Annotated in this window: 11 protein-coding genes and 1 pseudogene; 6 read left to right on the top strand and 6 right to left on the bottom strand. The window is 41.1% G+C overall.

Features of this window, described 5'->3' with window-relative positions:
- Nucleotides 1-129: 129 nt before the first annotated feature.
- Nucleotides 130-1,119, top strand: coding sequence for an SDH family Clp fold serine proteinase (locus ACYRY3_RS17360; RefSeq protein ID WP_460202870.1), 990 nt, complete (start codon nt 130-132; stop codon nt 1,117-1,119).
- Nucleotides 1,120-1,575: 456 nt separating this feature from the next.
- On the opposite strand, the gene ACYRY3_RS17355 is transcribed toward ACYRY3_RS17360, so the two are convergent.
- From ACYRY3_RS17355 to purD, 5 genes and pseudogenes are all read right to left on the bottom strand, one after another.
- Nucleotides 1,576-1,734 carry a hypothetical protein gene (locus tag ACYRY3_RS17355; protein WP_460202869.1) on the bottom strand — a complete coding sequence of 53 codons (159 nt, stop codon included), beginning with the start codon at nt 1,732-1,734 and terminating at the stop codon, nt 1,576-1,578.
- On the bottom strand, nt 1,735-2,433 hold the full coding sequence (locus tag ACYRY3_RS17350; RefSeq protein ID WP_460202868.1) for a KilA-N domain-containing protein: 699 nt from the start codon (nt 2,431-2,433) through the stop codon (nt 1,735-1,737).
- Nucleotides 2,434-2,607: 174 nt separating this feature from the next.
- Nucleotides 2,608-3,672: a hypothetical protein gene (locus ACYRY3_RS17345; protein WP_460202867.1), complete on the bottom strand. Its 1,065-nt coding sequence runs from the start codon at nt 3,670-3,672 to the stop codon at nt 2,608-2,610.
- 324 nt (nt 3,673-3,996) lie between these two features.
- On the bottom strand, nt 3,997-4,539 hold the full coding sequence (locus ACYRY3_RS17340; RefSeq protein WP_460202866.1) for a hypothetical protein: 543 nt from the start codon (nt 4,537-4,539) through the stop codon (nt 3,997-3,999).
- Between the two features lie 153 nt (nt 4,540-4,692).
- Nucleotides 4,693-5,520, bottom strand: a pseudogene (gene purD / locus ACYRY3_RS17335) (phosphoribosylamine--glycine ligase); the annotation flags it as partial.
- A 471-nt stretch (nt 5,521-5,991) separates the two neighbouring features.
- Between purD and ACYRY3_RS17330 the strand changes: the two are divergent.
- The 4 genes from ACYRY3_RS17330 (at nt 5,992) to ACYRY3_RS17315 (ending at nt 11,152) form a co-directional block, all read left to right on the top strand.
- Nucleotides 5,992-6,939, top strand: a complete 948-nt coding sequence (locus ACYRY3_RS17330; RefSeq protein WP_460202865.1) for an NAD-dependent epimerase/dehydratase family protein — start codon at nt 5,992-5,994, stop codon at nt 6,937-6,939.
- A gap of 285 nt (nt 6,940-7,224) precedes the next feature.
- The gene (locus ACYRY3_RS17325) at nt 7,225-7,917 is read left to right on the top strand and encodes a class I SAM-dependent methyltransferase (protein ID WP_460202864.1); all 693 of its coding nucleotides are present in this window, start codon (nt 7,225-7,227) and stop codon (nt 7,915-7,917) included.
- Between the two features lie 496 nt (nt 7,918-8,413).
- Nucleotides 8,414-8,992 (top strand): pentapeptide repeat-containing protein, encoded by a 579-nt coding sequence (locus tag ACYRY3_RS17320; protein WP_460202925.1) that lies wholly within the window; start codon nt 8,414-8,416, stop codon nt 8,990-8,992.
- A 171-nt stretch (nt 8,993-9,163) separates the two neighbouring features.
- Complete coding sequence (locus ACYRY3_RS17315) at nt 9,164-11,152, top strand: DICT sensory domain-containing protein (RefSeq protein ID WP_460202863.1); 1,989 nt, start codon at nt 9,164-9,166, stop codon at nt 11,150-11,152.
- 670 nt (nt 11,153-11,822) lie between these two features.
- Here ACYRY3_RS17315 and ACYRY3_RS17310 read toward each other — a convergent pair.
- Nucleotides 11,823-12,623 carry an FHA domain-containing protein gene (locus ACYRY3_RS17310; protein ID WP_460202862.1) on the bottom strand — a complete coding sequence of 267 codons (801 nt, stop codon included), beginning with the start codon at nt 12,621-12,623 and terminating at the stop codon, nt 11,823-11,825.
- A 459-nt stretch (nt 12,624-13,082) separates the two neighbouring features.
- Here ACYRY3_RS17310 and ACYRY3_RS17305 point away from each other — a divergent pair, with 459 nt between their 5' ends.
- Nucleotides 13,083-14,540 (top strand): cryptochrome/photolyase family protein, encoded by a 1,458-nt coding sequence (locus tag ACYRY3_RS17305; protein WP_460202861.1) that lies wholly within the window; start codon nt 13,083-13,085, stop codon nt 14,538-14,540.
- Nucleotides 14,541-14,739: the final 199 nt, after the last annotated feature.

Genomic DNA, 14,739 nt, shown 5'->3' with positions numbered 1-14,739 from the left:
AAACGATTATGTACACCTTTTAATTTATACTTTCGTTTAACTTTATGGACTCTTAAATCAAGAAGCTCTTTTCTTGACGTTAAAACAGGTATAATATGTATAATAGGTTGTTTATCTTAAAGGCAACCTATGAGTACGAATGTACATGATATGTTACGAGAATGCATCAAGACTATTTCTGAAACCCTTGATGCTGACTTATTTATCTACAGTGCAGATATTGAGGAGGAAAACGCTGACCAGGTAATTAAGATTGTACAGGCAAAAGCTAATAAAAGAGATAATCTAGTACTTGTTTTGGCAACCTATGGTGGCGATCCTGATGCCGCTTTTAGAATTGCTAGATTTCTGCAAAATACATACAATAAGTTTACTCTTTTTGTATTTGGGTATTGCAAAAGTGCGGGTACTTTGGTAGCGATTGGTGCAGATGAAATAGTAATGTCTGATTTGGCTGAACTAGGACCTTTAGACATCCAAGTTGCTAAAGATGATGACTTAGTTAGAAGGTCATCAGGTTTAGATTTGCAAAAAGCCTTAACCGTATTAAGTCTACAAGGCTTTCAAATTTTTCAGCAACATTTTATTGCAACGACTGTTAGCTCAGGAGGTGTAGTTACTACAAAAACAGCAGCAGATATAGCTAGTTCTATAGCTGTCGGTTTATTAGCTCCAATTGCCAGTCAAATTGAACCTCTAAGATTAGGCGCAGTTTATAGATCAATGGATGTAGCTTATGAATATGGCATCAGATTAAACCCTAATTTAAAGAAAACAGTAAATAAATTAATAAATGATTACCCATCCCACGGATTTGTTATTGACCGTAAAGAAGCGCAAGAATTGTTTCCTGTAGTTCGAGAGCCAAGTCAATCAGAGAAAATTCTTGAACAAATTCTTTATGAGTGTATAAGAACTCCTTCTTCTGAAAAAATGATATTTTTCTTAGATGATCTTCTTGATGAAGATTTGGAAGACTCAGGCGATGAAGATTTTGATGATGAAGATAATGAGGAGAAAAAAGAAAATGAGCAACATGACGAAAATAAGTCTACAGAAAACGGAAGAATCAAAGGCACTCACTCAAATTCAGAGGGAGAAATTTCAGCGAATTATTGATAATGCTGAAAAAATAGTTCAACCAAGCTTTCCTAAAAACTTTGATTGTAAAAACAACAAAAGTGGTTTTGTAACAAAAGAAGAGTTTATTAGACGCTTAAAACTGGTAAGTCATAAGACTATTCAGGTATGAAAAATCTGATTAACTAAATTTTGTCAATTAAATATTTCACTAAATAAAAACCTTAAACCAAATTAGATTAATGGATTAAGGTTTTTATTTTTTTATGTCATTGAACGTAAAGCAATAGTTAATATGCTATTTAGTTTTTTTGGCATACCAGTGTGAAGTTCAAAAACATTGCCTTAAGATAGCTGCAGGTTTACGGACAGCAGAGAAGTTAAACCCTTTGGAATCCGGAAAAAGAAATGAAAGGTATGATTAATTAGATTTCAGTAATTAAATACTGGACATAGCTCAAATTTATTTAGTTATATGATAAGTGATGCTTTAAGTTAGTCCAATTTGCCTATAATTCTTGTAGAGCCATGAGCAGCTAAAACAACCCTATAAGCTGCTTGAGAGCAAGCCTGCCGACAATATTTATTTCCCTGTAAATTATTGATTTCAATGTCGTCATCAGCCAGCGCTTCTGCAAAACTAAGGGCTGTCAATTAGGTCCTGGTTAAATTATCTCTCAGTCGTTGAGATTTTTTCGTTAATCCTAAAACTGCTTTCAGTTTTTTAGATCGTCCGCCTAAAATTTCTAAATTAATAGCGTCTGCACATTCAGCAAAACCATTGCGTCCTCCTTCTCGCCCGACACTGTGAGCAGCAAGAACACTTGTGTGCTGCTTATAGTTCTCAATACAATTTATGCGGTCTTGAATCCAGTCATCAGATTTACCTTGCTTTTTCCATCCTTGAATAGCCCTAGCTCGACCTCTTTTATAAGCAAGTTCTGAGTTAGCCTCTTCTTCAATGCGCTCTTTCAGCGCAGTCAAAGTCCATTGATGGAATTTTACTGAAATAATTTGTGCATAATCAATCGCTAATTCAGGAGTAGCGTATGTTGCAGGGTGTCTTCCATGTTTAACGGTTTCAAGAATACCGAGAATTTCAGAAATAATGTAATGAGTCTTGGAATGCTTACCCCGGTTGCTTTTAACTCGAACGGGCAAGATGCCCGTCCCAAAAGCTAAACTCTCTAGTAATTCTTGAGTTTTATGAAGGCGTTTCCAGTCCCGTGGTGACTTGTTTGTTGGCTGTCCAGCAGCTTTCCACATATCAGTCAAACTAACTAGCCCATCGTGTAAGCGACGGTGAACCAAATGACCTTCGTACTGGAGTTCTCTTTGGTTGTTTTTCACCATGATTTTCTTTGATTTAAGCAATATGAAGATGTGACACACACGTATTAATATGTGCATATCAGCTTGTGGACGGCAGGGGATATCGAACCCCTCAGCACTGAGTTTAGGAGACCCGTCTGGCACCAAGCGCCGCCCATGAGTTGACAAAGCGGTGAGAGTAATATCACCGCTTTTTTATAAGTTTTTAGATTTGAGCCTAGCTATAGCAATATCCGTTTCTTTCCCAGGTCCCAAAAGATCGCGCAATTCTTGTTCAGTTTTCTCAACTTGGTTTAGTTGTTTGATAAATTCTTTTATCTTGTGAGCAAGCGGTTCGGATCTTTCAGAAGTATTAACACTAATATCCGCAGGCTGAGAAGGCTCTGTGCTCATATTCGCTCCGTCACTGCTATTACACGTTTTTTCGTTTGAGGCGGAGACTGCCGTGTTTTCTGTCACAACATCGCTGCTACCTTCAAACTTTGCTTGAACTGAAGATGCAGAAGCTAAAAACTGATTTTTGACTTCTGGTAGTACTTTAAAGACATCGGGATTTAAATAATACAAAAATTCTCCCCTGCCCGTACCAGGTGAAGATGCCATTTTTCGATGTGCGATGCCTAAATCCCAATATTTTTTCAGGTATTTACTCGCGGTTGTATAGTCGCATCCAATCCGTTCATAGAAGTGTTTAACCGACTTTGGAGTATCATCAAGCAAAGAAATTATTTTTTGCGATGTTGGCGGTAGATCGGAAATACCTTGATAGAATTGATGGATTTGCTCTACGCTAGCTTGCTTGTTGTCAATCGGGTTGTCAGAGGTGTCCAAATTAGAATCCCCAGTTACTTTGGGCAAAGTTCCGTTCTGTTCATGATTGCTTGAATCTATTGGCTTGATTGCTCCAGTCACAAAACCAAGAATCATCTTGGTTGACTCGTGTGAGACAAAATAAGTTTTGACTCCTGGAAAGAGCGGATTATTGTTTTCAGATTGCACGTAGCTAAGGAGACCATCTTGTTCAGCAAGTTCTCCCATGCGCTTTGCTACCGTGCTTCGATTAAGAAAAATTTTTTCAGCAACTTCTTTGCTGTTCGACTTTTCAAGACTATAAATGGTGAAAAGAATAAGCAGCTTTGTTGACGATAAGCTTAGGACTTTATCTATTAACTGCTTAATGGGAGTATCGACAGATTGCTTTAAGTCGAATAGTTGACTACGTAGCAGACTGTCGTCTAGACTAGGTTTTAGTCTAGACATATTAAACCTCCTTTCTCGTGAGGATATGTCGGCTTCGTCTCTAAGCAGTGTAAGTGTTGTGGGTCGGAAATTCACTTAGCTTACACCGCCAGATATGGAAGCCTTGTTATGTAAATAAGCAGACATTAAGTCTGCTTTTTATGTTTTACCACACAATTAATAATAGATGGAAGCTTGTCAGCAAGTTTTCTATCAATTAAAGCGATTCATATACCCTTAAGACATAAATTGTTGATTCTTGGATACCTTGCTTTCTTGCCTCACCACTCTTGAACGCAAATACTCCAGAGTCCACTTTGCGGAAAACTTCTCAAAAGGGAACCACTAACCAGTATTTTCTTGAACCCACATAGAGCCGTCGTCTTTCTTTTGACTCCCAATTACAATCTCATACTCTCTAGCCAAGTCATACCACTGAGCAAACTCTTCTGCTGCGTGAGTTTCTTCTCCAAGAGGTTGATTGAGCCATGCAGGATCAATCGCACTAACTAGCCATCCTCCAGGGCTTCTAATGACCTGATGTTGCAGTTGCTCTTTTAATGCTTCAATTGCAGTTAACACAATTTGTTCAGTAGAATTCCTAATCTTGGAAGCAAGAGTTCTAGTCAGTTTAATGCCCAAGGAATCTAGCTCATCCCCAATCGTGTCGCTCATCTCACCTTTTGATCTTTTGATTAAAGCTGTTGCAACATTAGACTTTTTAGACAATGAAGATGGTTGTGGCGGTTGTGGCGGTTGTGGCTGAGCTAAACACGTTTCCAATTCTTTCTTTAGCCTTGCGTTTTCTGCCTCTAGTCTCTCAAGCCGATGCTCTAGTTCAGAAGCCTGGAGGATACGACCATAAATTGCTTCGTGCTGGTTACGCAATCCCCCATTCTCAGCTTCAACTTCTTTAATTCTTTGTTTTAGCCAACTTGGTCACTAGCTAAGGACAAATGACACTGGACAAATGACTAATGACAACGATCGCAATGACCGCAACGCCAATTTTTAAATTCTTCGTGAAAACCAAAAGCCTTCAGTAATCATCAATCCGGCGTACAGTACCCCTCGATAGTCAATACCCTTTAACCTTAAAGTCGCGATCGCTTTCTCCAAAACATCTTGTTGAATCCTTGCCATCAACTCTGGTGTCACAATGGGTGCAGGCGCATAAGCACCCATCCCACCTGTATTATCCCCCGTATCGCCCTCACCAATTCGCTTGTGGTCTTGAGCCGGTAACAATGGGCGAATTGTAATTCCATCCGTCAGCGCTAAAACAGAAACCTCTTGCCCGGTCAAATACTCTTCAATAACAACAAATTGCCCCGCACTGCCAAACTGCCCGCCAAACATACCATCAATTGCTGCCTGTGCCTGTTCCACTGTTTCAGCAACAACGACACCTTTACCCGCTGCCAAACCATCAGCTTTGACAACAATTGGTGCTCCCTGTGATTTTACGTAGGATTTTGCTGCTTGTGCCTCTGTGAATACCGCCGACCGCGCTGTCGGAATCCCTGCTTCTTGCATTAGGGCTTTTGCCCAAGCTTTGCTCGCCTCAATTTGCGCCCCCGCCCTTGTTGGACCAAAAACCATAAATCCTTTGGCTTGAAGGTAGTCTGTAATTCCTTTTGCCAGCGGCACCTCTGGTCCAACTACGATCGAGGAAATGCCATTTTCTTGAGCAATTTGACTGATTCCCTCAAAATCATCTACAGCCAAAGGCACATTTTTGCAGCGTTCCATGATTGCCGTACCACCATTTCCCGGCACGCAAACAACCTGCTCAATTTGCTTTGATTGCAACAGTTTCCAGGCAAGAGCGTGTTCCCGCCCTCCATTACCAACAACTAAAACTTTCACTGACTTCCTCTTGGTTCGTTATCAGTTAGCAGTTAGCAGCTATCAGTGGGTTCCCAATGACCAGTTATCTCTGGTTGCGGGTTACTGTTCATTGCTGACTGTTTACTGATTGAATGGCTACTTGCCGTACAATTTTTCACCAATTTTGATACTTGTGCAAGTCCCTGCTTTTTTCCTTTGCCTGGGACTCGTCAAGCGCTTGAAATTTTGCAACAGGTATTATACGGTTTTTGGCTGTATCTTAATTTTAGCTTTTTCTGAGCTAATAAGTAGATTTGTGGTAAATATAAAATATCAAATATCAGTAATTCTTCTAAAGTCAATTTCAATTCTAAATTGCTGTTTCACTATTTTTCATTCCTGCTGGAAAATTTAAAATAGTAAAAAATAATCATAAATGGATGGCGGTTTCTTGGTTTAAAGGATTAACTTGGAAATTCAGATAGATAAAAATATCGAAAAACAGGAATCATGGTTAAAACTATTGTTACCGGAGTTGCGGGATTTATAGGTTCTCACCTTGTGGAAGCGTTATTGAAACAAGGTGAAGAAGTCATTGGAATAGACGAATTTAATGATTACTACGATCCAGTCTTAAAGCGCAAGAATATTGCACACTTGCAAAATCATCCTGGTTTTAGATTAATTGAAGGGAATATTCAGTTTTTAGACTGGCAAACACTCCTAAAAGACGTAGATGTAGTTTACCATCAAGCAGCGCAAGCAGGAGTGCGAGCAAGTTGGGGTGAGGGTTTTCGTCTTTACACCGAACGAAATATTAATTCTACACAAATTCTTTTGGAAGCAGCCAAAGATGCAAAACAGTTGAAACGACTAGTTTTTGCCTCTACCTCCAGCATATACGGTGATGCTGAAACTCTACCAACCCACGAAGAGATATGCCCTAAACCCGTTTCTCCTTACGGTATTACAAAACTAGCGGCTGAGCAGTTATGTAGCCTCTATTACAGGAACTTCGGCGTACCCTATGTATCACTGCGTTATTTCACAGTTTACGGTCCCAGGCAACGCCCAGATATGGCATTTCATAAGTTTTTCAAATCAGTTTTACTTGATGAGCCAATTCCCGTGTATGGTGATGGTTATCAAACACGGGACTTTACCTTTGTGAGTGATGCTGTAGCCGCCAATTTAGCCGCCGCTACAGTGCCGGATGCCGTAGGAGAAATCTTTAATATTGGTGGTGGTAGTCGAGTTGTTCTCTCTCAAGTTTTGGACACAATGGAAGAAATTGTGGGAAAAACTATCAAGAGAAACCATGTAGATAAAGCCAGGGGCGATGCCCGTCACACAGCGGCTGATGTCTCTAAAGCACGGAGAATACTGGGCTATCAGCCTCAAGTTTCTCTTAGGGAGGGATTGACTCATGAGTGGTACTGGGTAAAATCACTGTATTAAATTTTACATTTGCTTCACTCAAAGTTACCCATACCTATAAAGATGTGGACTTTGGTGTTTACTTCCCCTCATAAAGCTACGGTGGTGGTGTACAAGTTGAATTTACCCCCTTTATCCCCCCTTATAAAGCTACGGTGGTGGTGTACAAGTTGAATTTACCCCCTTTCTCCATAACAGTTCTGCGATTGTTAAGAAAGATGCGGGTAATGGATAGCTTATAAAGGGGGAAACAAGAAATTTAAATCCCGTGAAAAGTAAGTAGAGGCGACAACTTGTAGGATAGTTATGGAAGATCGGGAAAAACAAATTCTTGACTCGTGGCGAATTAATGCCAACTCATGGACACGCGTAATTCGTGAAAAGCTAATTTCGAGTCGAACCCTCATCACAGATGCTGCAATAACCAAGACCGTAATTGCGCTGAAGCCGAAAACTTTTTTGGATGTTGGTTGTGGGGAAGGATGGTTATGCTATGAACTCTTCTCCCAAGGAATTAATGGGTGGGGAGTTGACGTCACTGCCGATCTTGTTGAAGTAGCAAGGCGTAGTGGCGATAATCGTTTTCTTGTATCTTCCTACTCCGATTTGCCTTCACGGAAATTCAGTGATATTACTCACTTTTCGTGCATGATTTGTAACTTTTCAATTCTTGGACAATCCGCTCTAGAGGAGGTCGCAGAGGCTGGTCTTCGCCTTTTAGAAGACAAAGGTAGCATCATCATCCAAACACTTCACCCTCTTATGATAAGTGGCGAAGGTTCTTATGAAAACGGGTGGCGAGAAACGTCCTGGCAAGGAGTTGGTAATGAGGCTTTTCATCCTTCTCCCTGGTACTTCAGAACTATTGAATCATGGATCGAAGAGTTCCATGTCAGGGGTTATCGGTTACTGAAATTACAAGAGCCGTGCCATCCAGAATCGAAGAAACCAGCTTCAATCATTTTTGTGTTTGAACGAATAATTCGCGGACGCCGATAACGCTGGGGACGTTGTGGAGCCTTTCGGTTTCATAGCGTAAGAATCCCCAACTATAACCGAAGGTTTAGTTGGTGGTGCGTTCAATTGCTGTAATTCCTCTGCTTTAGACGCTGATTATTGTGCGGCTCATACTTAATACAGATGTTGTGCGGTTAAAAGCAGGTTCAACATATAACAGTTGGGCTGACAGGGTCTATTCTTGCTTATTCGCACTGTCAGGAAGATTTTTCATAAGCTTTTTTTATACTCGAATAACCAAAATTCATTAAAAAAAGATTACAGGGACTTGTATTAGCTTAATAATTTGTTACATTTATTTACATGGAGCTACATGAAAAATATTCACGCTGTAAACCGCTGACTGCAGGTGCTGCTTTGGTTTCAGCATCGCTGCTCGAAAACCTTATCAACACTGGGTAGTCAACGGTTAACAGTGAAAAATGTTCCTGTTGAACCTTTCTCAATGCTAAAATTCATAATCTTTGCTGTCTGTAACATGGATGCTAATGAACTGATAAAACACTACAGAGCGGGCAACAGAGATTTTTTACAGGTTTGCTTGCGACAGGCTCACCTCAGCGAAATCTGTTTAGCCGGAATTAATTTGAGTCGGTCAGACTTAACTGGGGCGGCTCTATCAGCAACGAATTTACGGGGAGCAAATTTGACGGAAGCCACTTTGGCTGAGGCTAATTTATGGCGAGCCGACTTAAGTGAGGCTTTTATGATTTGGGCGAATTTCACCAAAGCTAACCTGATTCGCGCAAATCTTCGTAAAGCAGATTTACACAAGGCTATTTTCAAAAAGGCAGATTTGCGTCTAGCTGATTTACGATATGCTGACCTCAGCCATACTAACTTAGAAGGAGCAGATTTACGATATGCTGACTTGAGTGGTGCGAATTTAGCAGGTGCTAACCTAAGGAAAGCAAACCTTACTGGTGCAAACCTGAGTCAAGCAGACCTGTATAAAGTGAATCTCACCAAAGCCATATTGTTAAGAACCGATTTGTGCCATGCCGATCTCAGCTCTATCATTGTGACCGATGACGAGCTATCAGCAGTCAGCTTATAGGCGAGCACTTCACTGATTGAGAGCACCCTGGTGCGTGATATTATTCATTCCATCATAGATACTGAATTCACGCGATAATTACGGAAGTAGTGTTCTTGGGGAGCAGACCAGTTTGTAGCTCCTGTTTTTTGGCTGGCAATTGCAGGAAGCGGCCTCTACAGCTTATCGGTAATGAAGAACTCAATTTCCCTACTGCACAATTTACTTCAGGTCTTACCAAACTTACGGTGTCAAGTCTATTTCAAATCATCCTTGACAGCACTGTCCCATGCAATGGAAGACCTAGTCTTAGTGGGAGCCGATAAGCCACTCGTGATTGCTAATTTTCAGCAAGAGCGTTATTACCTTCAAGAAACCCGTCGCTATCAACGGATTGCTCAGCGTACAGATCAGGTTTATGTCCTCGCTGCACCAGAATCTAATTTTGCAAAAGTTTCCACTCCGTTCGTTACAATTCCTTTCGATCCTGAGGATGCACTAGCACAGGAATGGCACTTGGTAATTATTGGACAGAAATACAGTGCCTGCATTGTTTGTCAAGAGTATGCTTCCCCAGTAGATGGTTCATCATTAGACCAGGCAAGACAATTTCAAGGAATTTGGACTTTTGACCGTGAGGTCAGTATTTGTGCTGCTCAGCTTTTAATGGAACGGATTTTGAGTTATTGCCCAGAACTGGCGGCTAAAGTGGAAATAGCAAGACAAAGCTACGGTCTTAACCAAGCTAACTTAAATCAAGAAGCAGGGGTTCGCGTCCTGGAAATTGACGCGAGATTGTTTACAGACCGATTGGTGACTTATTTGCAAAATAGCCAATACAAGCAGCTCAAAGCCTACCGTACCATTACTAAAAAGGAACGTCAGGAACGTCTTATTAATACCATTTGCACTGCTATTCGCCGTTCTCTCAATTTGGAAGAGATTTTTACGGTAACAGTGCGGGAACTCAGTCAGGTTTTTAGCCCCTGTCGCTGTCTGCTTTACCACTATCATCCCACAGAAAAACCCGCACCTATTAAGTATGAGGCGCTAGCTCATGGCTTACCTTCATTGAAGGGAGAAATTTGGTCTTTGGCAAATCATCCGCTGTTTCAAGTTGCTTTAGATCAGGATAAAGCAGTTGCGATCGCCGACACCACACAAGATTTGGGCATTAGGTCATATCCGGAATTGAGAGAGCAATTGGTGCGATTTTCCATCCGCTCGTGTCTTGTTGTTCCTATTCGCTATCAAGAGAAGTGGTTGGGTATTTTAGAGTTACACCACTGCGGCATAGAACCTCACATTTGGAATGAGTCAGACCAAGCTCTAGTCGAAGCGATCGCGACTCAAGTGGGAGTTGCCTTGATACAAGCTCAAGCTTACAGCAATTTAGAAACCTTGAATCAGCAACTTGCTGGATTAGAACGGACTCAAAGTAACTTGATTGCGATCGTCGGTCATGAATTGCGAACTCCCCTATCAACCATCCAGGTTTGCTTGGAGAGTATAGCCAACGAACCAGATATGCCCCCGGAATTTCAGCAAACCATGTTGCAAACAGCCCTTGCTGATTCAGAACGGATGCGTCGGCTGATTCAAGACTTTCTGACCCTTTCTCGCTTGGAAGGAGGTTGGGTTAACTGGCATATTGAACCCATGTCACTCCAAACCTGTTTGGATTTAGTTATTGCTAGCCTCACCAGAAACCAACCTCCTGACACTGTACCGGAAATTATTGTAGAGTTACCTCCTAACTTACCCCTAGTGCTTGCTGATGGAGATGGGCTGACTGAAGTTTTAACCAAACTTTTAGACAATGCTTATAAATTTACCGATGCCAACGGACAAGTCACAATTCGCACCCAAGTTTTTCATGTGGAACAAGAGGGTGTTACCCAAAACAAGCAAAAGACAAACCAAATGTTAGAAGTTATTATTGCTGACACGGGTCGTGGCATTGAACCCAGCCAGCTAGAAGCCATTTTTGCACGTTTTTATCAAGAAGAAGGATTCATGCAACGTACTATTGGCGGAACTGGATTGGGCTTGGCAATCTGCCGACAAATTATTGAGAAATTGGGTGGCAAGATTTGGGCTGTTTCTGCTGGCAAAAATCAGGGCAGCGAGTTTCACTTTACCCTGCCTGTTGCGTCTTCTGTAAGTGAACTTTTGCTATGAGCTTGTACTTATATTAAGTCTGGTTAATTAGTTATTATTAAACAATCTGTGCAAAAACCGGAAAACCCTCTCCCCATCTCCCCATCTGCCTTAATGATAAGTCTTTACCCGGACATGATATCACACCCTTTCACAAGTGCATAACCCAACTTTACTGCCACCTATTCATAATTAATTGTAAGGGCACTATACAACACCTTGATATTATCCCCTTTCTACAAAGAGAGGGGTTTCCATAAAATTCAAACCACAGCCCAAAGTAAAGTGTTATTAATACCTACATCTTCTAGGTTAAGTAATATTACTTGACATACTTCTTGAGGCGATCGTCAAATAATCATTTCTATCTCAGTCTTATCCCTTAGAATCGTCTGTTTAGACGATATCGGCTGCTGAAAAAAAGTTATATACTTAAAGTATAAATATTTATCTATTACTACCCTTATTAGGAGGAAACGGATATGCTTGCTGTTGTTGCTTTGTTTGCTAGTTATGCAGTTCTATCTGCATTATTTGTTTCTGTTGTTGAGTAAGAAAATAGAACAACCCGGTTTCCGAGCGGTGGAAATAGTTTATTTTCCTTTACTAACTTTTCCCCATCAAGTTTAAAAAACCGGGTTTTTAACATCCTACGGGAATACTGAATCGGTGTTCTAGAAGCAGAGAAAGATTATTTTTTTCCCATACCTTTAGGCGATCGCAATCCGGGCAAACTGAAATTCACCATTTTCTCTGTTGTATACAGGTGATATCCACCTATTATCAGAGCGCAACCTAAAGCAATAGCTAAAAGAGGCATTGGTGCAAAGGCTTTTTCAGTAAATAGCATAGCTGAAATTCCCAAACCCATCAAAAGCCATCCTATATTGTGGTTGATACGACGCCAGGATAGGGCTGCAACTGCTGCAGAGCATAGGATTACGCCAGGAAGACGCAATTGAATGCCAATGTGAATATTTACAGCTAAAATCAAAATGCCTGCAATCATCACCAAAATGCCCATAAGCTTACCAGAACGCTCCACGGCAGTAGGCTTGGTTTCAGCAAACAATTCAACCTGAATCACTGTCGGTAAATGATTCAGTACCGTATCGGGCTGAGGAGTTGCATTTTGTTTGCTAAGGAATAGGAACGTGACATTGTTCCCAGAACCTAAGTCTATTTTGTCTCCTAAGTTAAGTTTGTGGCGCTTTCCTGACTTTAACCTAACATTATTGACAAATGTACCGTTGGCACTCCCCATATCTACAATGTAGTAAATGTTTTTTTCAACTTGAATTTCTGCATGAAGACGAGAAACAAAGTTAGCATTGGGTAAACCAGTCACGTTGATATCTGGTACCACTTGATCCTTGGGCTTACCAATACGAAAGACTGTGCAATGTGCTGGTAACTCAAAAGATGTGTTTGTCTGAACGTGAAAAAGCTCTAAACTCAGTCCTGCTGTTTGTGCTCTAGTTGTGTTTTGCATAACTTGTTTCTACGGCTTCATGTATCGATTCAGTGAAATTGGGTTCGTTTTGTTTCAATTGTAATACTCGTATTGTCTATCAATTATTATGTTTGGGTAATTTATTGTAGAAAATACGCAACATCTAAGTATCTAGTTAAAAAGCTGTTCCCCAGCATGATTTAGGCAAATAAGTACATTTACACAGGTAGTTTTTATGAAAACTTGATGTAGATAAAAATTTGTATGCAGAGGAAATACTAATAGCTACAAACTAGGTAAGTAGGTCGTTCGGAAAAAACGTAACAGGAGAAGTTTGTCCTCAGTCATTTGTCATTGGTAAGCTTACTGACGTATTTACATTTACATTTTGTAATACAGTTATGTTTATTGCCCACCTACCTAAGTAGGTGGAAGAACCAGTTAAACTTACCCCTCCTAACTGTTAAGCTAGTACGGTAGAACTATCGATAGGATGGAATGTCTGACCTAATTCTGTTTTGGCATCGCCGCGATTTACGCATTTCTGACAATACAGGGCTGGCTGCTGCAAGGCAAAAAAGCCCAAAGGTTGTGGGCGTTTTCTGCCTCGACCCGAATATTCTCCAACGAGATGATGTTGCTTCCGTAAGAGTGACCTACATGATTGGTTGTTTGCGATCGCTACTTGAGCGATATGCTCAAGCAGGAAGCCAGTTGCTGATTCTTCATGCCAACCCAACTCAAGCGATACCAGAACTGGCAGCAGCTTTGGGTGCGAAAGCTGTATTCTGGAATTGGGATGTAGAACCGTACTCTCAAGAACGCGATCGCGTTGTCATGGAGGCATTACAAGAAAAAGGGATTGAGTTTCTTGAGAAAAACTGGGATCAACTCTTACACGCACCAGAAGAAATCCGTACTGGCTCAAATAATCCTTATACAGTTTACACTCCCTTTTGGAAGAAATGGACTGGCAAACCAAAAGCACCTCCTGTGGAAACCTTCCCTCCCTCGTCTCTAGAAGGATTGACACAGACTCAAAAGGACAAGGCAAAAGAAGTCGGGGTAATAGAACTGCCCTCAGCTAAAGATTTAGGTAAACATTGGGATGGAGAACTGATTCTGACACCGGGAGAAGCAGCAGCGCAAGAACGGTTAGAAGAATTCTGCACTAGGGCAATTGAAGAATATAAAGAACAACGTAATTTTCCAGCAATTGATGGAACATCTCGATTGAGTGCAGCTTTAAAATTTGGTGTTATTGGTATTCGTACCGTCTGGCAAGCAACTTTAGAAGTCTTAGAAAATAGCCGCAGCGACGAAACAGAAACCAGCATCCGCGCATGGCAGCAGGAACTAGCTTGGCGGGAGTTCTATCAACACGCAATGTATAACTTTCCAGAACTGGCAGACGGCGCTTTCCGCGAATCTTTTAAAAACTTTCCTTATGACAATAACGAAGAGCATTTCCAAGCGTGGTGCTCTGGCAGAACTGGCTACCCAATTGTTGATGCAGCAATGCGGCAAATGAATGAATTGGGCTGGATGCACAATCGGTGTCGGATGATAGTTGCCAATTTTCTCACCAAAGACCTGCTTATCGATCCCAGAAGGGGAGAAAAATATTTTATGCAGAGTTTAATTGATGGTGATTTATCTGCCAACAATGGTGGTTGGCAATGGAGTGCTTCTAGTGGTATGGACCCAAAACCCGTGCGAATCTTCAACCCAGCTAGTCAAGCACAAAAGTTTGATGCAGAGGGCGAATACATCAGGACATGGGTGTCCGAATTGCGCTCTGTAGACACAGAGTATTTGGTAACAGGTAAAATCACACCCTTGGAACGTCGTGCTCTTGGCTATCCTAACCCTATTGTAGATCACAATAAACAGCAACGACAGTTCAAAGAGCGTTATCAAAAGCAAAAAGAAGCATCCGGCGTGTTTGCCGATTAAATCCAGGGGTCAGGGGTTAGGGGTTGGGTTTAGCGCTATTAACCTCTGCACTTATAAGTGTCCTTTGTCATTTGTCATTAGCAAAAGTTTCAACCATTTTTAGGTTGCAACAGTAACAGTGTGCTTTTTTTACCATAGGTATTTGACACCCAATTTAGTAGCTTTACTTATAAGAGTTATTAAAAATACAGTGAGAGCA

It is taken from the genome of Scytonema sp. NUACC21, assembly GCF_054684315.1.
The sequence above is the reverse complement of the archived record's forward strand: the minus strand, read 5'-3'. Positions and strand labels throughout refer to the sequence as shown.

What these genes read in the sequence shown, in the direction of transcription:
- ACYRY3_RS17315 (WP_460202863.1), top strand. Translation starts at nt 9,164, where the DNA reads ATGAAGAACTCAATTTCCCTACTGCACAATTTACTTCAGGTCTTACCA.
- ACYRY3_RS17360 (WP_460202870.1), top strand. Translation starts at nt 130, where the DNA reads ATGAGTACGAATGTACATGATATGTTACGAGAATGCATCAAGACTATT.
- ACYRY3_RS17320 (WP_460202925.1), top strand. Translation starts at nt 8,414, where the DNA reads ATGGATGCTAATGAACTGATAAAACACTACAGAGCGGGCAACAGAGAT.
- ACYRY3_RS17345 (WP_460202867.1), bottom strand. Translation starts at nt 3,672, where the DNA reads ATGTCTAGACTAAAACCTAGTCTAGACGACAGTCTGCTACGTAGTCAA.
- ACYRY3_RS17305 (WP_460202861.1), top strand. Translation starts at nt 13,083, where the DNA reads ATGTCTGACCTAATTCTGTTTTGGCATCGCCGCGATTTACGCATTTCT.
- ACYRY3_RS17325 (WP_460202864.1), top strand. Translation starts at nt 7,225, where the DNA reads ATGGAAGATCGGGAAAAACAAATTCTTGACTCGTGGCGAATTAATGCC.
- ACYRY3_RS17330 (WP_460202865.1), top strand. Translation starts at nt 5,992, where the DNA reads ATGGTTAAAACTATTGTTACCGGAGTTGCGGGATTTATAGGTTCTCAC.
- ACYRY3_RS17350 (WP_460202868.1), bottom strand. Translation starts at nt 2,433, where the DNA reads ATGGTGAAAAACAACCAAAGAGAACTCCAGTACGAAGGTCATTTGGTT.
- ACYRY3_RS17310 (WP_460202862.1), bottom strand. Translation starts at nt 12,623, where the DNA reads ATGCAAAACACAACTAGAGCACAAACAGCAGGACTGAGTTTAGAGCTT.